This is a genomic window from Paraburkholderia sartisoli (genome assembly GCF_900107685.1).
GTDB lineage: Bacteria > Pseudomonadota > Gammaproteobacteria > Burkholderiales > Burkholderiaceae > Paraburkholderia > Paraburkholderia sartisoli.
Genome location: NZ_FNRQ01000010.1, coordinates 26,198 through 45,660, shown reverse-complemented (window position 1 = coordinate 45,660; position 19,463 = coordinate 26,198). Strand labels below are relative to the sequence as shown.

Annotated in this window: 15 protein-coding genes; 5 read left to right on the top strand and 10 right to left on the bottom strand. The window is 64.0% G+C overall.

Annotation, left to right across the window (positions count from 1 at the left end; genetic code table 11):
• Nucleotides 1-90: 90 nt before the first annotated feature.
• Both BLV45_RS23875 and BLV45_RS23870 read right to left on the bottom strand, forming a co-directional pair.
• Nucleotides 91-4,794 (bottom strand): glutamate synthase-related protein, encoded by a 4,704-nt coding sequence (locus BLV45_RS23875; protein ID WP_090537251.1) that lies wholly within the window; start codon nucleotides 4,792-4,794, stop codon nucleotides 91-93.
• Between the two features lie 295 nt (nucleotides 4,795-5,089).
• The gene (locus tag BLV45_RS23870; RefSeq protein WP_090537249.1) at nucleotides 5,090-5,797 is read right to left on the bottom strand and encodes a transposase; all 708 of its coding nucleotides are present in this window, start codon (nucleotides 5,795-5,797) and stop codon (nucleotides 5,090-5,092) included.
• A 188-nt stretch (nucleotides 5,798-5,985) separates the two neighbouring features.
• Between BLV45_RS23870 and BLV45_RS23865 the strand changes: the two genes are divergently transcribed.
• Both BLV45_RS23865 and BLV45_RS23860 read left to right on the top strand, forming a co-directional pair.
• Nucleotides 5,986-6,708 (top strand): OmpW/AlkL family protein, encoded by a 723-nt coding sequence (locus BLV45_RS23865; RefSeq protein ID WP_090537245.1) that lies wholly within the window; start codon nucleotides 5,986-5,988, stop codon nucleotides 6,706-6,708.
• Nucleotides 6,709-6,977: 269 nt separating this feature from the next.
• Entirely contained in the window at nucleotides 6,978-7,361 is a 384-nt protein-coding gene (locus BLV45_RS23860) for a DUF883 family protein (RefSeq protein WP_090537243.1), read from the top strand.
• A gap of 168 nt (nucleotides 7,362-7,529) precedes the next feature.
• Here the strand turns inward: BLV45_RS23860 and BLV45_RS23855 are convergent, their stop codons facing one another.
• The 7 genes from BLV45_RS23855 to pilM all read right to left on the bottom strand — a co-directional run bounded on the left by BLV45_RS23855 (nucleotide 7,530) and on the right by pilM (nucleotide 14,730).
• Nucleotides 7,530-8,738, bottom strand: a complete 1,209-nt coding sequence (locus BLV45_RS23855) for a deoxyguanosinetriphosphate triphosphohydrolase (protein ID WP_176954239.1) — start codon at nucleotides 8,736-8,738, stop codon at nucleotides 7,530-7,532.
• Nucleotides 8,739-8,789: 51 nt separating this feature from the next.
• On the bottom strand, nucleotides 8,790-9,866 hold the full coding sequence (gene aroB, locus BLV45_RS23850; protein ID WP_090537443.1) for a 3-dehydroquinate synthase: 1,077 nt from the start codon (nucleotides 9,864-9,866) through the stop codon (nucleotides 8,790-8,792).
• Nucleotides 9,867-9,874: 8 nt separating this feature from the next.
• Nucleotides 9,875-10,426 carry a shikimate kinase gene (locus BLV45_RS23845; RefSeq protein ID WP_090537241.1) on the bottom strand — a complete coding sequence of 184 codons (552 nt, stop codon included), beginning with the start codon at nucleotides 10,424-10,426 and terminating at the stop codon, nucleotides 9,875-9,877.
• 95 nt (nucleotides 10,427-10,521) lie between these two features.
• The gene (locus BLV45_RS23840; RefSeq protein WP_090537239.1) at nucleotides 10,522-12,159 is read right to left on the bottom strand and encodes a type IV pilus secretin PilQ; all 1,638 of its coding nucleotides are present in this window, start codon (nucleotides 12,157-12,159) and stop codon (nucleotides 10,522-10,524) included.
• Nucleotides 12,156-13,052: a hypothetical protein gene (locus tag BLV45_RS23835; RefSeq protein ID WP_090537237.1), complete on the bottom strand. Its 897-nt coding sequence runs from the start codon at nucleotides 13,050-13,052 to the stop codon at nucleotides 12,156-12,158. Before BLV45_RS23835 ends, BLV45_RS23840 begins: the two co-directional genes overlap by 4 nt.
• The gene (locus BLV45_RS23830) at nucleotides 13,049-13,750 is read right to left on the bottom strand and encodes a fimbrial assembly protein (RefSeq protein WP_143130470.1); all 702 of its coding nucleotides are present in this window, start codon (nucleotides 13,748-13,750) and stop codon (nucleotides 13,049-13,051) included. The genes BLV45_RS23835 and BLV45_RS23830 overlap by 4 nt, the downstream gene beginning before the upstream one ends.
• 5 nt (nucleotides 13,751-13,755) lie before the next feature.
• Entirely contained in the window at nucleotides 13,756-14,730 is a 975-nt protein-coding gene (pilM, locus tag BLV45_RS23825) for a type IV pilus biogenesis protein PilM (RefSeq protein ID WP_090537233.1), read from the bottom strand.
• A 242-nt stretch (nucleotides 14,731-14,972) separates the two neighbouring features.
• Here pilM and BLV45_RS23820 point away from each other — a divergent pair, with 242 nt between their 5' ends.
• Complete coding sequence (locus BLV45_RS23820; RefSeq protein WP_090537231.1) at nucleotides 14,973-17,369, top strand: penicillin-binding protein 1A; 2,397 nt, start codon at nucleotides 14,973-14,975, stop codon at nucleotides 17,367-17,369.
• 102 nt (nucleotides 17,370-17,471) lie between these two features.
• Here the strand turns inward: BLV45_RS23820 and cyaY are convergent, their stop codons facing one another.
• Nucleotides 17,472-17,789 carry an iron donor protein CyaY gene (gene cyaY / locus BLV45_RS23815; RefSeq protein ID WP_090537229.1) on the bottom strand — a complete coding sequence of 106 codons (318 nt, stop codon included), beginning with the start codon at nucleotides 17,787-17,789 and terminating at the stop codon, nucleotides 17,472-17,474.
• A 35-nt stretch (nucleotides 17,790-17,824) separates the two neighbouring features.
• Here cyaY and lptM point away from each other — a divergent pair, with 35 nt between their 5' ends.
• Nucleotides 17,825-18,187 (top strand): LPS translocon maturation chaperone LptM, encoded by a 363-nt coding sequence (lptM, locus tag BLV45_RS23810; RefSeq protein WP_090537227.1) that lies wholly within the window; start codon nucleotides 17,825-17,827, stop codon nucleotides 18,185-18,187.
• A 9-nt stretch (nucleotides 18,188-18,196) separates the two neighbouring features.
• Nucleotides 18,197-19,462 carry a diaminopimelate decarboxylase gene (gene lysA, locus BLV45_RS23805; RefSeq protein ID WP_090537224.1) on the top strand — a complete coding sequence of 422 codons (1,266 nt, stop codon included), beginning with the start codon at nucleotides 18,197-18,199 and terminating at the stop codon, nucleotides 19,460-19,462.
• Nucleotide 19,463: the final 1 nt, after the last annotated feature.

Here is a 19,463-nt window from a genome sequence, read left to right as displayed (position 1 = left end):
TATCAGGTGGGGTAATCCGCGTCCGCCGCATCGAAGCGGCGGACGCCTGTTGCTGCTTTCGCAGTGCTGCTGGCCGTGACGCGGAAGGCTTTAAGCGGCGAGTACTTCCTTCGCTGCCTTCTTCGCGCCCATTTCGCCGAGCGCGCGCTTGTATTCCGTCGGGAACACCTTCACGAACTGGCGTCGCGCGGCGTCCCAGTTTTCGAGCAGCGCCTTTGCACGCGGCGAGCCCGTGAACTGGAAGTGACGCTCGATGAGACCCTTCAGCAATGCCTCGTCGGTCTGGTTCGCGTGCCACAGCGCGCGGTCGACCGTGCGTTCCTGTTCGGCCTGCTGCAGCACCGGTTCGAGCGCGACCATCGACTTGTTGCACTTGCCGGCGAACGTGTTGTCCGGATCGAACACATACGCGACGCCGCCCGACATGCCGGCCGCGAAGTTACGGCCCGTTTCGCCGAGCACGACCACCGTGCCGCCCGTCATGTATTCGCAGCCGTGGTCGCCCGTGCCTTCGACCACCGCCGTCGCACCCGAGTTACGCACGCAGAAACGCTCGCCCGCGACGCCGCGGAAGAACGCTTCGCCTTCGATCGCGCCGTACATCACCGTGTTGCCGCAGATGATGTTTTCCTCGGACTTGCCGCGAAAATCGTTCGTCGGACGGATGATGATGCGGCCACCCGACAGGCCCTTGCCGACGTAGTCGTTGCCGTCGCCGACGAGGTCGAGCGTGACGCCCTTCGCGAGGAACGCGCCGAAGCTCTGGCCGGCCGTGCCCTTCAACTGGATGTGAATCGTGTCGTCGGGCAGGCCGTCGTGGCCGTACTTCTTCGCGATCATGCCGGACAGCATCGCGCCGACCGTACGGTTCACGTTGCGCACCGGCTGGATGAACGAGACGTGCTCGCCCTTCTCGATCGCGGCCTTCGCCTTCTCGATCAGCGTGTGGTCGAGCGCGCGCTCAAGACCGTGGTCCTGAACGTCGACGTGCTTGCGCGCCACTTCCGCGGCAACCTGCGGCTGGTAGAACACGCGCGAGAAATCGAGCCCCTTCGCCTTCCAGTGCTCGACGCCCTTCTTCATGTCGAGCAGCTCGGCGTGACCGATCAGGTCGTCGAACTTGCGGATGCCCAGTTGCGCCATGATTTCGCGCGCCTCTTCAGCAACGAAGAAGAAGAAGTTGACGACGTGTTCCGGCTGGCCCTTGAACTTCGCACGCAGCACCGGATCCTGCGTCGCGACGCCGACCGGGCACGTGTTCAGGTGACACTTGCGCATCATGATGCAGCCTTCGACGACGAGCGGCGCCGTCGCGAAGCCGAATTCGTCCGCGCCGAGCAGCGCGCCGATCACGACGTCGCGGCCGGTCTTCATCTGGCCGTCGGCCTGCACGCGGATGCGGCCGCGCAACTGGTTCAGCACCAGCGTTTGCTGCGTTTCGGCGAGGCCGAGTTCCCACGGCGTGCCGGCGTGCTTGATCGACGACAAAGGCGAAGCGCCCGTGCCGCCGTCATGGCCCGCGATCACGACGTGATCGGCCTTCGCCTTGGCAACACCCGCCGCGACCGTGCCGACGCCCGATTCCGACACGAGCTTCACCGAAATGCTGGCTGCGGAGTTCGCGTTCTTCAGATCGTGGATCAGCTGTGCCAGATCTTCGATCGAATAGATGTCGTGGTGCGGCGGCGGCGAAATCAGGCCGACGCCCGGCACCGAATAACGCAGCTTGCCGATGTATTCCGACACCTTGTGACCCGGCAGCTGGCCGCCTTCACCCGGCTTCGCGCCCTGCGCCATCTTGATCTGGATCTGGTCGGCCGAGGCGAGATATTCCGCCGTCACGCCGAAGCGGCCGGACGCGACCTGCTTGATCTTCGAGCGCAGCGAATCGCCATCCTTCAGCGGGATGTCGACGATCACTTCGTCGCCGATCACGGACTTCATCGTGTCGCCGTTCCTGATCGGAATGCCGCGCAGTTCGTTGCGATAACGGTTTTCGTCCTCGCCGCCTTCGCCCGTGTTCGACTTGCCGCCGATACGGTTCATCGCAACCGCCAGCGTGGCGTGCGCTTCGGTCGAGATCGAGCCGAGCGACATCGCGCCGGTGGCGAAGCGCTTCACGATATCTTTCGCGGATTCGACTTCGTCGAGCGGAATCGCTCGGGTCGGGTCGAACTTGAACTCGAACAGGCCGCGGAACGTCATGTGACGCTTCGTCTGATCGTTGATCAGATGCGCGTATTCCTTGTACGTCTGGTACGAGTTGCTGCGCGCCGAGTGTTGCAGCTTGGCGATCGCATCCGGCGTCCACATGTGTTCTTCGCCGCGCACGCGGTACGCGTATTCACCGCCGGCGTCGAGCATCGTCGACAGCACCGGGTTGTCGCCGAACGCGTCACGATGCAGGCGGATCGCTTCTTCAGCGACGTCGAAGAGGCCGATACCGCCCACCTTCGACGACGTGCCCTTGAAGTACTTCGCAACGAGATCTTCTGCCAGACCGACGGCTTCGAAAATCTGCGCGCCGGTGTAGGACATGTATGTCGAAATGCCCATCTTCGACATGACTTTCTGCAGGCCCTTGCCGACTGCCTTCGTGAAGTTGTAGATCGCCTTGTCCGCCGACAGGTCGCCCTTCATGCCGGCGGCGAGCTGCGCGAGCGTTTCCATCGCGAGGTACGGATGCACGGCTTCCGCGCCGTAGCCCGCGAGCAGCGCGAAGTGATGCGTCTCGCGCGCGGAGCCCGTTTCGACGACGAGACCCGTGCTCGTGCGCAGGCCCTGCTGCACGAGGTGCGTGTGAATCGCGGCCGTGGCGAGCAGCGCGGGAATCGCGACGTTGTCGCGGTCGGTGCGGCGGTCGGACACGATCAGCATGTTGTAGCCGGACTTCACGGCGTCGACGGCTTCCGCGCACAGGGAAGCCAGGCGCGCCTCAATGCCTTCCTTGCCCCAGGCCACCGGATAGCAGATGTTCAGTTCATACGAGCTGAACTTGCCGCCCGTGTACTGATCGATCGTGCGGATCTTCGCGATGTCCCGGAAGTCGAGCACCGGCTGCGACACTTCAAGACGCATCGGCGGGTTGATGTTGTTCGTGTCGAGCAGGTTCGGCTTCGGACCGACGAACGACACCAGCGACATCACCATGTTTTCGCGGATCGGGTCGATCGGCGGGTTCGTGACCTGCGCGAACAGCTGCTTGAAGTAGTGATAGAGCGTCTTGTTCTTGTTCGACATGACGGCGAGCGGCGAATCGTTGCCCATCGAGCCGATCGCTTCCTCGCCCGCCTGCGCCATCGGCGCCATCAGGAACTTGAGGTCTTCCTGCGTGTAGCCGAACGCCTGCTGGCGATCGAGCAGCGCAGCCGCTTCGCGGCGTTCCGTGACGACGTCTTCCGCCTTCGGCTCGATCTCGTCGAGCTTGATGCGCACGGCGTCGATCCAGCTCTTGTACGGCTTCGCGTTCGCGAGGTTGTCCTTCAGTTCCTTGTCGTCGATGATGCGACCGTGTTCCATGTCGATCAGGAACATCTTGCCCGGCTGCAGGCGCCACTTCTTGACGATCTTCGACTCGGGCACGGGCAGCACACCCGATTCCGACGCCATGATGACGAGGTCGTCGTCGGTGATCAGATAGCGCGCCGGACGCAGGCCGTTACGGTCGAGCGTCGCGCCGATCTGACGGCCGTCGGTGAACGCGATCGCGGCGGGGCCGTCCCACGGTTCCATCATCGCGGCGTGGTATTCGTAGAACGCGCGACGGTTGTCGTCCATCAGCGTGTGCTGTTCCCACGCCTCGGGAATCATCATCATCATCGCGTGGACGAGCGGGTAGCCGGCCATCACGAGCAGCTCGAGACAGTTGTCGAACGAGGCCGTGTCGGACTGGCCCGGGTAGATCAGCGGCCACAGCTTCGGCAGGTCGTCGCCGAGCACGTGCGACGCGATCGCGCCGGTACGGGCGTTCAGCCAGTTGACGTTGCCCTTCACCGTGTTGATTTCGCCGTTGTGGGCGATCATGCGGTACGGGTGAGCCAGCTCCCATGCCGGGAACGTGTTCGTCGAGAAGCGCTGGTGTACGAGCGCGAGCGCCGACACCGTGCGCTCGTCCTGCAGGTCGCGGTAGTACACGCCGACCTGCCCCGCCAGCAGCAGCCCCTTGTAGACGACCGTGCGCGCCGACATCGACGGCACGAAGTATTCCTTGCCGTGCTTGAGCTTGAGCGCCTGGATGCGATGGCTCGCGGTCTTGCGGATCACGTACAGCTTCCGCTCGAGCGCGTCGGTGACCATGATGTCCTTGCCGCGGCCGATGAAGATCTGGCGGATCAGCGGCTCGCTCGCCTTCACCGTGGGCGAAATCGGCATCGTGTGGTCGATCGGCACGTCGCGCCAGCCCAGCACGACCTGGCCTTCCGCCTTCACCGTACGTTCGAGCTCCTGCTCGCACGCGAGACGCGACGCGTGTTCCTTCGGCAGGAAGATCATGCCGACGCCGTATTCGCCTTCCGGCGGCAGCGTCACGCCCTGCTTCGCCATTTCCTCGCGGTAAAAGCCGTCCGGCACCTGAATCAGGATGCCCGCGCCGTCGCCCATCAGCGGATCGGCGCCGACGGCGCCCCGGTGATCGAGGTTCTCGAGGATTTTCAGGCCCTGCTGGATGATCTCGTGGCTTTTCTTGCCCTTGATGTGTGCGACGAAGCCGACGCCACAGGCGTCATGCTCGTTTTGCGGGTCGTAGAGCCCTTGCTCGGCGGGAACCGAAGACGTCGGTTGCAGGTGGTCGTTCATGGGGACACCGTCTGTAGGGGGCCGATCGGCCGTTGAACCATTTTTCTGTTGCCTGCGGCCAGCACTGCAACCGCGCGGCAGGTCGAGTTTCCAGGGTGAAGCACGCCCGGAAATCGCCGGAATTCGAAATATACGCGACGAATCAAAGGAATAGCAAATAAAACCCGATGGTACGACCCCTATTATCAAGTTGGTGCATTGCGATCGAATTATATTGGGGCCGCATCTAAAGAATGCAAAAGAAAACGGCATGCGAAGATGCCGTCGGTTTTGCAGCGTATTGATCCGAAAAGGCTTATTGCGTCTGCGGCGTTTCACGGACCTTGCGCGGACGACCGCGCGGCAACGGCGACACGCGCCGGTTCGCGGCACGCGCCGCCCACTCGCGATAGGTCTCGCTACCGAGCACCCAGCCTTTCAGCGTGGCTTGCTGAAGCTGGTTTGTCTCGCGTTCGTCGAGCGGTTGTTCGCAGAGCTCGCGATAGGCGCGTTGCCGTTCGAACGGCGTGTTGCCGAGCGACCAGTACAACGGATGATCGGTGATGAGGCTGTCGAGCGTCAGGCCGATGTGATGCCGGTAACTCGACCAGCGATAGTCCTCCGGCGTGCTCACGAGCTGCATGCGCACCGGGCACATCTCCACGACGCGGCTCGCGAGCAGAAAGTACCGCTCGCCCTCGATCACGGTCGCGCGATAGCGACCCTCCCACAGCGTGCCGCGTCGCGCGTAACGACGGTTGAAGTGCGCCACGTAGCGACGCCCGACGGCCTGCATCGCCTTGGGCAGGCTCGACTCTTCGGCGGGCGTGACAAGCAGCTGCACCGCGCCCGGCATCAGCACATACGCGTGTATCGCCAGACGATGATCACGCGATGCTGCCTTGAGGCAATCGATGAAGAGCTCGTAGTCCTGGTCGTCGACAAATGCGGGCTGCTGGTCGAGTCCGCGCAGGATCACGTGCTGCGGCTGGTCGGGGACATAAAGACGTGCTAGCCGTGCCATGCTGGATTATCCAATAGACGCGTTAGTGATTACCCGAGGGGGCCGTAAAGCCATGCGGGCGCGGGGTCCGGCTCCGCCTGGCTTCGCCAGGAACCACGCTGGAGCTTAGGGAGAAGCCTCTAACTGGCGCGTGTGTTTGTACGAAACGTTGTGGTCATAATGAGCGGGCTTTTTCAGGAGGAGCACAGATGAAATTAAAACAAGCCATTACAGGGATGGCTGCGCTGGCTTGCATCACGACAGCACATGCACAATCGGCCGGCACTTTTTACGTTACAACGGGGTGGTTTCACCTCGCCCCTCAAGACAGCAGTCATCCGCTTAAGGAAACAAGCGTTGGCGGTTCACCCGTCAACATCGAACTTCCAGATACAGGCGCCAGTCTGAGCGACGCCGACACCGCGGGCTTCACCGCGGGTTACTTCGTCACCGACCACATCGCGACCGAATTCGTGATGGGCATTCCGCCCAAATTCGACCTCAACGGTACAGGTCGGTTTGCATCTTTCGGCAAGCTCGGTGAAGCCAGACAGTGGAGCCCGACGCTACTTTTCAAGTACTACTTCCGCGAGCCTCAGTCGAGGTTCCGTCCGTATCTGGGGCTCGGCGTGACCCGTACGTGGTTCACGGGCGAGCAGATCACGAACAGCCAGTTCGAACAAGGCGTGCTGCATGGTCCGACATCGGTAACCACGGATAGTTCGTGGGCGCCTGTGTTCAATGCCGGCTTTACGTTCGCGATCGACCAGCACTGGTTCGCGGGCGTGTCGTTGTCGTACGTGCCGCTGAGCACCACCGCGAAGCTCAGTACCCAGGCGAACACGCCGGTCGGCAAGCTCACGGTCACGTCCGAAACGAAGATCAAGCTGAACCCGATCGTCACGTACATCAATGTCGGCTACCGCTTCTAAGCGTAGTCGAGATTTGGGGGCTTGAACAAGAAACGCCGTCATGATTTATTCATCACGGCGTTTTGTTTTCCCGGCGGACGGCCGGAGCGACGCCCGATCAGGGTGTGTAATTCTGACCACCGCCGTGCAAGGTCGCCGCGCCGGGCGGTACGGCGAATCGCTGCAATCGTCTGTGGGAAGGCGTTCCGGGGTTTGGCACCGAAGTTGCGTCAGAAGGTGCTACCCGCATGACGCGGGATGCCTGCCAATCCATCATTGACGGAGCCACCATGAATGCACTACCGAATACGCGGGACGCCATTGGAGATTCGCTGGACTCGACAGGCCGCCGGGCGCGCCGCATTGCGCGGCACGGCCGTCACGCCGCGGAAGACATTGGCGCTGAATTGCGCTCGCTGATGTCGGAACTCGAGGAAACGCTAGCCGACGGCACGTCGGCGGATGCGGCCGCGCTGCGCGCACAGTTGCGCAAACGCCTCGACGCGGCACGCGCACGGCTCGACGACACGCGCGTCGCCGTACGCGAACGCGCCGAAGTGGCAATGGCCGATGCCGATGACTACGTGCATGATAATCCGTGGAAGACCATCGCCATCGTTGGCGGGCTCGCGCTCGTCGCCGGGGCGTTGCTTGGGCGCGGCAATACGCGCTAGAAGCCAGTCGTGTCCGGCTGGGAGGCGCGCGGCGCTTGTCGTGGTCCGGGGAAGATGCGGTGCGTTCCGGCGCACTCGCCGTCTTGCATTGCCTGAGACGCTTGAGGCACTTGAGGCGCTGATGGCTGTTCGATGCCATCGCGTGACGCTATGAGACGGGCGATCGCCCTAGTTGTCGTCAATGACGAACAGTCGCCGGTATTCCTTCAACGCATACCGGTCCGTCATGCCCGCGATGTAATGCGCGATCAGCCGTGGCTGCTGCGCTTCCTGCTTCGACTGATAGGCGGGCGGCAGCAGACGCGGATCAGCGGTAAATGCATCGAACAGGCCGACGACAACGCGGCGCGCCTTGTTCGCCATCCGCATCACGCGATAGTGGCGATACAGGTTCTTGAAGAGAAAGCGCTTGAGCACGGCCGCCTGTGCGGCGACGTGTTCGCTGTGCGCAACGAGCGGCGGTGCGCCGCGCACGTCGTCGAGCGAACCGGGCGCATGTTCCGTGAGATTGCGCGTCGTGGTGTCGATCAGATCGACAATCAGCGTGTTGATGATGCGCCGGACCGTTTCGTGGACGAGCCGTCGTCCCTCGATATCCGGATACTCGCCACGTGCCGCCTCGTAATGCGTCTGCCATAGCTCGACTTCGGCGAGTTGCGCGATCGTCAGGAGACCGGAGCGCAAACCATCGTCGACATCGTGATTGTTGTATGCGATCTCGTCGGCGACATTCGCGATCTGCGCTTCGAGCGACGGCTGACGCCCCTGGAGAAAACGTTCGCCGAGCGCGCCGAGCGTGCGCGCGTTCTCACGCGAACAGTGCTTCAGGATGCCTTCGCGGGTTTCAAAGCAGAGGTTGAGTCCGTCGAAGCCGCCGTAGTGCTCTTCCAGATCGTCGACGACGGCGAGGCTTTGCAGGTTGTGTTCGAAGCCGCCATGCTCGCGCATGCATTCGTTGAGCGCATCCTGGCCCGCATGGCCGAACGGCGTATGCCCGAGGTCGTGCGCGAGCGAGATCGCTTCGACCAGGTCCTCGTTCACACGCAGGTTACGCGCGACGGAACGCGCGATCTGCGCGACTTCGAGACTGTGCGTGAGACGCGTACGAAACAGGTCGCCTTCGTGGTTCACGAAAACCTGCGTCTTGTACTCGAGGCGACGAAACGCGGTGGAATGCACGATCCGGTCCCGGTCGCGCTGGAATTCCGTGCGCGCGCTGGGCGGCCGCTCCGGATACCGGCGCCCGCGCGACTGCGCCGAATGCGCCGCATAGGGCGCGAGGTGCTGCTCGAGCGCGACAAGCGGGGGAAGCGTCGCCACACCCGGCGCCTGACTGCCGCGTGGATCGGTCGACATGTCGCTGCGCGTTTCGCTCACCGGACTCTCCCGTTCATGGACGACGCCGGCGCAGACACCCGCGGGCTGCGGTCAGACTGCCGCCGCGAGGGTTGCTCGAACGACGTCGTCGGGTGCCTCGCTGATCAGCGTGTCGCCGAAACGCTTCAGCAGGATGAATTTGATCGCGCCGGCCTGCGCTTTCTTGTCGACCTTCATCAGGTCGATGTACCGCGAATCGCCCAGCGTGGGCGCGCGCGCGGGCAGGTGGGCAGCCACGATGACGTCCACCAGACGCGTGCGCGCGGCCTCGTCGAGATGACCGAGACGCACCGACAGGTCCGCCGCCATCACCATGCCGCAACCGACGGCTTCACCGTGCAGCCATTCGCCGTAACCCAGGCCCGCCTCGATCGCGTGCCCGAACGTGTGGCCGAAATTGAGGATCGCCCGCAGCCCGCCTTCGCGCTCGTCGGCCGCGACCACCGACGCCTTGATCTCGCACGAACGCTTGACCGCCTCGGTGAGTGCCTGCGGTTCGCAACGGTTGAGCGCGTCGACGTTCGCTTCGATCCAGTCGAAGAACGCGGCGTCGGCAATCGCGCCCGTCTTGATGACTTCGGCGACGCCGGCCGCGAGTTCGCGCGCCGGAAGCGTGCGCAACGCGCCGATATCCGCGATCACCGCCTGCGGCTGGTAAAACGCGCCGACCATGTTCTTGCCGAGCGGATGGTTGATGCCCGTCTTGCCGCCCACCGACGAATCGACCTGCGACAACAACGTTGTCGGCACCTGGATGAACGGCACGCCGCGCATGTAGCACGCCGCGGCGAAACCGGTCATGTCACCGATCACGCCGCCGCCGAGCGCGATGAGCGTCGTCTTGCGATCGGCGCGGGCGGTCAGCAGCGCGTCGAAGATCAGGTTGAGCGTTTCCCAGTTCTTGTGCGCCTCGCCGTCCGGCAAAACGACCGTCGAGACCTGTTTGCCAAGCGGCGCCAGCGCGCGGCGCAGCACGTCGCCGTAGAGCGGATCGACGGTGGTATTGGTGACGATCGTGACGGACGCGCCCGCGATATGCGGCGCGAAAAGCGCGGTCTGGCCGATCAGATCGGCACCGATATGGATGGGGTAGGCGCGTTCGCCCAGTTCGACGTTGACGGTAATCATGCCTGGCATTATGACGCAGGATGTCGGGCGACGCCGGCCATCTCGAGCTGCATCAGCACCATGTTGACGAGCCCGTTGACCGACGGACGCCCGGTTTCGATGACGAAATCGGCGCATTCACGGTAAAGCGGATCGCGCACCGAATACAGCGCTTCGAGCCGGCCTTTCGGATCTTCGGTTTGCAGCAGCGGGCGATTCTTGTCCCGGCGGGTGCGCAGCCAGAGGTCATGCGGATTGGCCCGCAGATAGACGACGAGGCCACGGCTGCTCAGCACTTCCCGGTTTTCGGGGCGCAGCACCGCGCCGCCGCCCGTCGCGAGCACGATTTTGTCGCGGCCGGTCAGATCGGCGATGGTATGCGCTTCCCGGTCGCGGAAACCCGTCTCACCCTCGAGTTCGAAGATGGTGGCGATGCGCGCGCCCGTACGCGCCTCGATTTCATGGTCGGAATCGAAGAACGGGCGATCCAGCCGGCGCGCCACCGCCCGGCCCACGGTGGTTTTACCCGCCCCCATGAGCCCTACAAAAAATACATTGGCGTTTGCGTCCCGCGGTTGCAACGGTGTCCTCTGGCTAATCCGGTATGGTTCGTGCCGCAGCTTAAAGGCAAAGCGACTGCCTTGTCGAGCCTGCAGCCGGACGCTGCGACCGACCGTCAATTCGTCTGCACAACGCGCGGCGTGATGAAAACGACCAGTTCGCTACGCTGGTCTCGGTGCGCCGTATGACGAAAAAGCGCGCCCAGAAGCGGTATTTTGCCCAGGAGCGGCACCCGCGTCACATCGTTACGGTCGTCGGAGGCGTAAATACCGCCGATCGACACCGTCCCGCCGTCTTCCACCTCGACTCGCGTCTGCACATGTTTGGTGTTGATCGCCGGCCCCGCATCGGTTTGCTCGCCGACGCTGTCTTTCGCCACGTCGAGGTCCAGGATCACCCGGCCGTCGGGCGTGATCTGCGGTTCGACCTCCAGTTTGAGCGTCGCGCGGCGAAACTGCACGCCGGAAACGCCCTGCCCAACCTTGGCCTGATACGGCAACTCCGTACCCTGCTCGACGACCGCCTTCATGCGGTCGGCTGTCACGACCCGCGGGCTGGAGACGATCTGGCCGCGTCCCTCGGCCTCCAGCGCGCTCAACTCGATGTTCAGAAGCCGCGTGGCGTGAGCCGCGAATAACGTCAGCCCGGCGGTCGCCGCGTCGAAGCCCGCAATCGGCCGCGCCGACAGATCGTAGACGGCGCCCTCCTTGCCGCCGCTCAATCCGCGCGAAGTGCCGTCGGTGCTGGTGGCGCTCATCGACAGCCGCACGCCCAGATTGCGCGAAAACCCCTGCTCGCCTTCGATGATGCGCGCCTCGATCAGCACCTGCCGCGTCGGCCGGTCGAGCGACGCGAGCAGAACGGCGATCTGCTCGAGGCGCCCCGCGATGTCGGTGACGAACAGCAGATTGGTGCGCGGATCAGCCATGACGGAACCGCGTTTGGACAGCACGCGCTGAGCGCCCGAGGCACCCAGCAGTTTCCGGATGTCCTCGGCGTGCGCATAGTGCAGCTCGAACATGCGGCTCGCGAGCGGCTCCAGATCGGCGGCCCTCGCATGGGCTTCAAAGCGCTGCTTCTCGCGCGCGGCGAGGTCCGCGACAGGGGCGACCCAGATGACGTTGCCGCGCCGCTCCATCGCAAGGCCGTTGACGTCGAGCAGCGTATCGAACGCGGCCCGCCAGGGCACCTTGTCGAGCCGCAACGATACGAAGCCACGCACCCGCTCGCTTGCGACGATGTTGAGCCCCGTGAAACGCGCGAACGCATCAAGTACGGCGCCCAGCTCCGCATGCTGGAAGCTGAGCGTGATGGGCCGGGCGGCGTCCTGCGTGTCGTCCGCTGCTGCGGGCGTCGGCGAGCTCATCCGCTGCGGTGATGCAAGCGGAACTGGCGGTCCCTCCAGCGCCTGCGGGGTATTGGAGTCACCGCCGGGCGATTTCGATGGCTGGCTTCCGGTAGCCGCTGTTTCACGGTCCTTCGGGATTTCGTCTGTAGCAGAATCCGTTGCCGATGACGCATTTTCCATGTCCGAAGGCGACACACGTTTCGCCGCAATGCCTTCGTCGGACATGTTCGACGCGCCTGCATTCGCGCTGCGAGGCAACGGCGGCAATCCGTAGGGAGCCAGTGCGTCGTCCATCGGCATGTATTCGGGCAACGGCGGCAACGACGCGAGGGCTGGCGTCGCACCGACGCCCAGACTCAGACATAACCAGCACAGCGTGCCGTAAAAGCGCGGCGTCCCGCTCATGACGCCACCTCCGCGAACGTCAGCGTGCGTGTCCGGCCATTTCCCGCGAGCCCGACGCCAGGCGCGTCGATACGCGTCACGTGCTCGACGCCCAGATGGTCACCGACCGTCACTGTGGCAATGCCTCCGGATGTCTCAACCAGTGCAAGACCCCGCAGCGAATTGCGCAACAGGCCAACGAGACGCAGCGAGGCGTCTTCCGCCATCACCGGCCGGTTCACGGGTGAAAACGGATCGAAGAAGAGGAAATCGTCGTCGGCATCAGCCGTCGATTCCCCGGCGTGCCGCGCAAGCACGGGACGCAGTGCGGGAAACGTATCGAGCGTCGCGTTGACCGTCAGCATGTCGCCTTGCCGTTTGATCGTCACGTCGCCCGGCACGACAAGCGTCGGCAGGTCTGGCAGGCCGCGCAGAAATCCCAGCCACTCGGCGAAATCAGCGCGCGCCGTGAGACGCAGAGGGCGCGTTGCCGTGATTCCCGTTCCCGCCAGCGATTGCGGTTCCAGCGTCAACAACTCGACGCCATGCTTGCCGGCCAGCTGCGATACCGCATGCAGATCGTCCGCGGACGTCCAGTTCGTAGCGTCGCGCAATGCGGGGGCGTTGGCAGCGGCAAGCCGTAACGCAGGCAACCGCGTCGTCGCCAGCCGTGCTTCGCCCAGATTTTGTCGCGCCTGATCGAGGAGTGAGCGGCTCAACTGCGCGCCACCCAGATCGGCGCGTTGCCACGCGTGTGTCCCGGCAAGAAAGACCGCGAGCGCGACAAGAAAAGCAAAAGCGGATCGACGTCGCCCGCTCCATGCTTCGGGCGGAAGGCGTGCGTGGGCGAGCAATGTTGCAACGAAGCCGCCACCATTAGCATTGGCCAGACGGCCAGCAATCGCACTGTTCATTTTTTACCTCTCGTGTTGTCTGCCTGCGCGTTTGAGTTCACCAGCACAGACGCTCTCTTTGAGTCACCCGGGACACCTGCCCAGCGCACGCGCGCGGCGAATTCCACCGCATCACGTGCAGCCGGTGAGACGGGCGGCCCGTTTCCCGGCAACGTTCGATGCAGCTCTTTCATCTCCACGTCCTGCGAACCCGGCACCGTCGCCAGTCGCCGGAGCCACGCAGCGGGAGCGACGTGGTTGACGGCCGTCGCGCGAAATTCGGTTTCGTGCGGACGATGTCGCATTTCCTGCACGACGACACCGTCGCTATCGGGCGCATCGTCTTCGCTCAACGCTTCCATCAGATCGAGCAGATGCACAAGCGGCGCCGACGAAATCACTGTCTGCGCCTCACGCGCTTTGCGTTCGCGCGCATCGCGAAGAAGCGCGGCCTGCTCCGCGAGCGGCGCCGCAAGCTGCGCGAGCGCGCGTTCAACAGAAGCGCGTTGCTGGTCGAGCCGTACACTCTCGAAGGCATGCCAGCCGGCCAGCATCAGCGCCGCAACAGCACCAGCGGCGGCCGCCCCGGACCACTCAAGCGCACAGCGTCGCCGGGCCAGGCGCCTGTCACGCTCGCGATACGGCAACAGGTTGAATCCGCGCGGTTTCCCGCGTCGCCCGACGGGCTTGCGCACAGCGAAAATCTGCAGGAATGGCACGCGCATCACTCCATGAGTCCGCGCAATGCGAGACCGAATGCGACTGCAAACGCAGGTTCATGCAGCAGATCGTCACGAAGCGGAAGGGTGTCGTCGCCTGGCGGGACACATTCGAACGGAAGCACCATGCAGCCGAGCACGTCACCCAGATCAGCGGCCGTGAACCCAATGCCCTGGAGCAGTGCGACCTGGCCACTCAGAACGGCGCATCTCACGCCTTCGCCCGCAAGATCGCGTAGCGCCTCGATGAGATCGGCATGTTCCGGCGCGGGATAGCGCATTTCCGCGACGATCGATTCGTCGGCGACGCGCCAGCCATGCACGCCCTCGTCGCCAACCCAGATCGCCACGTAGGCATCGGACTCGTCGAGTTCGAGCGAAGCCACATGACGCATCGCCCGCAACGCGGCGTGCGGTTCGCCATCGATCGCGGTGAGCGTGATACCCGCGGCCGCGGCGCATTCCATGCGCGCTTCGAGGTGTGTTCTGGTGGTTGCCGCGATGGTCACGCAGCCACTGCGCTGCGGCGAATCGTCGATGAACCAGTCGACCGCGAGCGCATGCCGCTCGATGCCCGCGACGCGCTCCGCCTCGGCCATGACAGCCGGCTCGAGCGCAGCAAGCGCGTGATCGCCGACGAACGGTCGATGGGACGCGGCAAGGTTCGCCATGGGCACCGAGGTTGTCATCGTGGCCGACGCGGGCATGGCCATCGCACACCTGAACAGATGCGTGCTGAGATCCCGCGGCAGTTGCGCAACGAGCGCGCGTAGCGCCGTGCCCACCGCCGCGCGATTGACGATCTCCGCGCCCGCCAGCGCGCCCGTGAACAACGGCTCGACGGCGATGAACTCGAGCCGCACGGGGCTGCCGCTCCCCCCACGCTGGCTCAACACGACGAGCCTGATTTCCTGCTGACCGATATCGATGCCCGCTGCAAAACGGCGCACCACCGGCATCCACGCATTTCTGAGCGCCATGACACCTCCCTCCAGAATCGCGCGCCGAACCATTCGGACGCGGCGACAGGAGGAATTCTGCTCAGCGGTCATCCCACGCGATACTCGGCCGGATGGCTAACGCGGCCTCGCGCATGCCCCGCGCGCAGGCAAAACAGCTACAGTTAGATCATCCCCTGCGCGGCGCACCGTCCGGACGTAAGCACGTCGAAAGCTTCCGGTCCGGGCAGCTATAATCGCGGGACTGTTTTTCTGGTATTCATATGCAATCCCCCTCGCCTGCGTCCCCGCCGCCTGTCTCGCCAAAGCGCAAACGTCCGCTGTGGCTCACGCTCATCCTCGGCTTCGCGGGTCTCGTCATTGCGGGCATCGTGAGCGCCGGGCTCGTGCTGGGCTATGCGCTCGTCGTTGCAACACCGAACCTGCCTTCGCTCGAAGCGCTGACCGATTACCGGCCCAAGGTGCCGTTGCGCATCTACACGGCCGACCACGTACTGATTGGCGAATTCGGCGAGGAGCGGCGCGACATCGTTCATATTCAGGACGTGCCGGACAGTCTGAAGAAAGCGGTGCTCGCCATTGAAGACGCGCGCTTCTACGACCACGGCGGCGTCGATCTCGAGGGCATCGCGCGGGCGGGCTTCGTCGCGCTGTCGAACGGCCATGCCACGCAGGGCGCAAGCACGATCACGATGCAGGTCGCGCGCAACTTCTTTCTGTCGAGCGAGAAGACGTACACGCGCAAGATCTACGAGATCCTGCTCGCCTACAAGATCGAGTCGAAACTCACGAAAGACCAGATTCTCGAGGTGTACATGAATCAGATCTATCTCGGTCAGCGCGCATATGGTTTCGCGAGCGCGGCGCGCGTGTATTTCGGCAAGGACCTGAAAGACCTGTCGCTCGCCGAATCGGCAATGCTGGCGGGACTGCCGAAAGCGCCGTCGGCGTATAACCCGGTCGTCAATCCGAAGCGCGCCAAGGTGCGTCAGGAATACATCCTCACGCGCATGCGGGATTTGCACTACATCACGCAGGAACAGTACGACGCCGCGGCAAGGCAACCGCTCATCGTGAAGGGCGCCGGCAGGGAATTCAGCGTACACGCGGAATACGTCGCGGAAATGGTACGGCAGATGATGTACGCGCAGTATCGCGAGGAAGCGTACACACGCGGCTTCAACGTGGTGACCACAATCGATTCGGCCGACCAGGACGTCGCGTATCGCGCCCTTCGCAAAGGGCTGATGGACTACGAGCGGCGCCACGGTTATCGCGGGCCCGAGGCGTTCATCGAACTGCCATCGGACGCCGACGAGCGCGAACAGGCCATCGAAGACGCATTGATCGAGCACCCGGACAACGGCGAAATCATCGCGGCGGTCGTCACGTCGGCCAGTCCGAAGCAGGTGCAGGCCACGTTCATCGACGGCAACCCGATCACGATTCAGGGCGACAACCTGCGCTTCGCTTCGTTTGCGCTCGGCACGCGCGCGCAGCCGAACCAGCGCGTGCGCCCCGGCGCCATCATCCGCGTCGTGAGAAACGAAGACGACAGCTGGTCGATCACGCAGTTGCCGCAGGTCGAAGGCGCGTTCGTGTCGGTCGTTCCGCAGGACGGTGCGATCCGCGCGCTGGTCGGCGGTTTCGACTTCAACAAGAACAAGTTCAATCACGTCACGCAGGCATGGCGTCAGCCAGGGTCGAGCTTCAAGCCGTTCATCTATTCGGCTTCGCTCGAAAAAGGGCTTGGGCCGGCGACGATCATCAACGACGCCCCGCTCTTCTTTAGCGCCGCCGAAACAGGTGGCCAGGCGTGGGAGCCGAAGAACTACGGCGGCGGCTTCGATGGGCCGATGACCATGCGCACCGCGCTGCAGAAGTCGAAGAACCTCGTGTCGATCCGCATCCTGAACCACATCGGCACCAAGTACGCGCAGCAGTACATCACGCGTTTTGGTTTCGACGCGGATCGTCATCCGGCCTATCTGCCGATGGCGCTCGGCGCCGGGCTCGTGACGCCATTGCAGATGGCCGGCGGTTTTTCGGTGTTCGCGAACGGCGGATACCGGATCAATCCTTATCTGATCGCGGAAGTAACCGATCAGCGCGGCGTGGTCGTGGCGCACGCCCAGCCGCTCGTCGCGGGGCAAAGCGCGCCGCATGCCATCGAGCCGCGCAACGCCTACGTGATGAACAGCCTGCTGCTGAGCGTCGCGCAGCGCGGCACGGGCGCGAAAACCAACGTCCTGAAGCGCACCGACCTCGCCGGCAAGACGGGCACCACGAACGACTCACGCGACGCGTGGTTCGCCGGCTACCAGCACACGCTGACCGCGATCGCATGGATCGGCTACGACAACCCGCGCAGCCTCGGCGACAAGGAAACGGGTGGTGGCCTCGCGTTGCCGGTATGGGTCGACTACATGGGCCGCGCGCTAAAGGGCGTGCCCGAGTACAAGATGCCGATGCCGGAAGACGTGGTGTCGATCGGCGACGAACTGTACTTCGACGACTTCACGCCCGGACACGGATTTGTGTCGACGGTGGGCGTGAGCCAGGCGACGCTCGATGAAGCGAGTGGCGCATCGGCCGCCGCGCCCGAGCAGGTAGGTGAACAGGAAAAGCAGGACATCATGAAGCTGTTCAGGGGACATTGACGCGGGCGATTGGGCCCGTTCATTCACCGCTACCAGCGCGTTCTTCTGGAAGCCGCCAGCACCGGAAGGTGCGGCGGCTTTTTCATTTGTCGCCTCGAACGCTCAGGGCTCAAACGTCACCGTCTCGCCTGCCTGCTGCGTCGCGTAGTCCGACAGCGCGGAGAAAAATTCGGTGCCGTTGCGCGTGTCGCGCCACGCGTTGTCGGTGAAGCGGAAATGGAACCCGCCCGCTTTCGCGGCGATCCAGATTTCGCGCATCGGCGGCTGAAGATTCACGATGATCTTCGTCTTGTTCTCGAACTCGAGCGTCAAGACGTTGCCGCTTCGTTCGAATTCGATATCGGCGTCGGTGTCGTCGATGGCGCGCTCCACAGCGGCCAGAACGGCCTCCGCGCGGGTCAGGTATTCACTGTCGGACATGCTAAACTCCAGCGATTAATCATTCAGGGACAGTCATGCGAGTCGCATTCAGGATGAGCGCGGCGGCGCCCCGCGCGATTGTAGCGGCTTTAGCCATTTTCGCAGGCGCGGCACTCGGCGGCTGCGGTCAACGCGGCGCGCTCTACTTGCCTACAGTACCGCCATTGCCGGCAAAACCCAACGAGCAGACGCAACCGCCATCACCCGACGAAGTCCGTCCCGACGCAGAAACCGCTTCGAGCGGGATGTCGACATCGAAGGGCGTAGTCGGCACCGTACCGGATACCTCGGGCAATCCGCTTTCGTTGTCGCCGGATAGCGAACTTCGTGCGGCACCCGGTGCGGGCTCGTCGCCAGCAACAGCGCTTCCGGCTTCCGGCACCTCTTCCGATCAATAAGATTCCCGCATGACTTTATCCGCATTTGCCTACGTCGATGGCGTGCTCCACGCCGAGGGCGTCTCCGTCGTTTCGCTCGCCGAACAGTTCGGCACGCCGCTTTACGTCTATTCCCGCGCCGCGCTCACCGAAACGTGGAACGCGTACGCCAGCGCATGCGCCGGACGCCGCGCGAAGGTTCACGTCGCGGTGAAAGCGAACAGCAATCTCGCCGTGCTCAACGTGTTCGCGCGCCTCGGCGCGGGCTTCGACATCGTGTCCGGCGGCGAACTCGCCCGCGTGCTCGCGGCGGGCGGCAAGGCGGCGAACGTGGTGTTCTCGGGCGTCGGCAAAAGTGCCGACGAAATGCGCGAAGCGCTCGCGGCCGGCGTGAAATGCTTCAACGTCGAATCGATTCCCGAACTCGATCGTCTCAACGAAGTAGCCGGGTCGATGGGCAAGAAGGCGCCCGTGTCGCTGCGCGTGAACCCGGACGTCGACGCGAAAACGCATCCGTACATTTCCACCGGTCTCAAGTCGAACAAGTTCGGCGTGGCATTCGAAGACGCGCGCGCCACGTATCGCGCCGCCGCCGCGATGCCGAACCTCGAGGTGGTCGGCATCGACTGCCACATCGGCTCGCAGATCGCCGAAATCGCGCCGTATCTCGACGCAATCGACAAGCTGCTCGACCTCGTCGAGCAGATCGAATCGGACGGCATGACGATCCGTCACGTCGACGTGGGCGGCGGTCTCGGCATCGTCTACGACGACGAAACGCCGCCGGATATCGGCAACTTCGTGCGCACGTTGCTCGATCGCATCGAGCAGCGCGGTCACGGTCATCGTGAAGTGTATTTCGAACCTGGCCGCTCACTGGTCGGCAACGCGGGCGTGCTGCTCACGCGCGTCGAATTCCTGAAGCCGGGCGCGGAAAAGAACTTCGCGATCGTCGATGCCGCGATGAACGACCTGGCACGTCCGGCGATGTACGAAGCGTTCCACCGGATCGAAGCCGCCGTGCAGCGCGACGGCCAGCCGGCTCAGGTGTACGACGTCGTCGGCCCGGTCTGTGAAAGCGGCGACTGGCTCGGCCGCGACCGGCAGCTTGCCGTCGAACCAGGCGATCTGCTCGTGATCCGCTCCGCCGGCGCCTACGGCTTTACGATGAGTTCGAACTACAACACGCGTCCTCGCGCGGCCGAGGTGATGGTCGACGGCGACAAGGTACACATCGCGCGTGCCCGTGAGGAAGTGAAGGCGCTCTTCGCAGGCGAGTCGCTGCTGCCAGACTGAT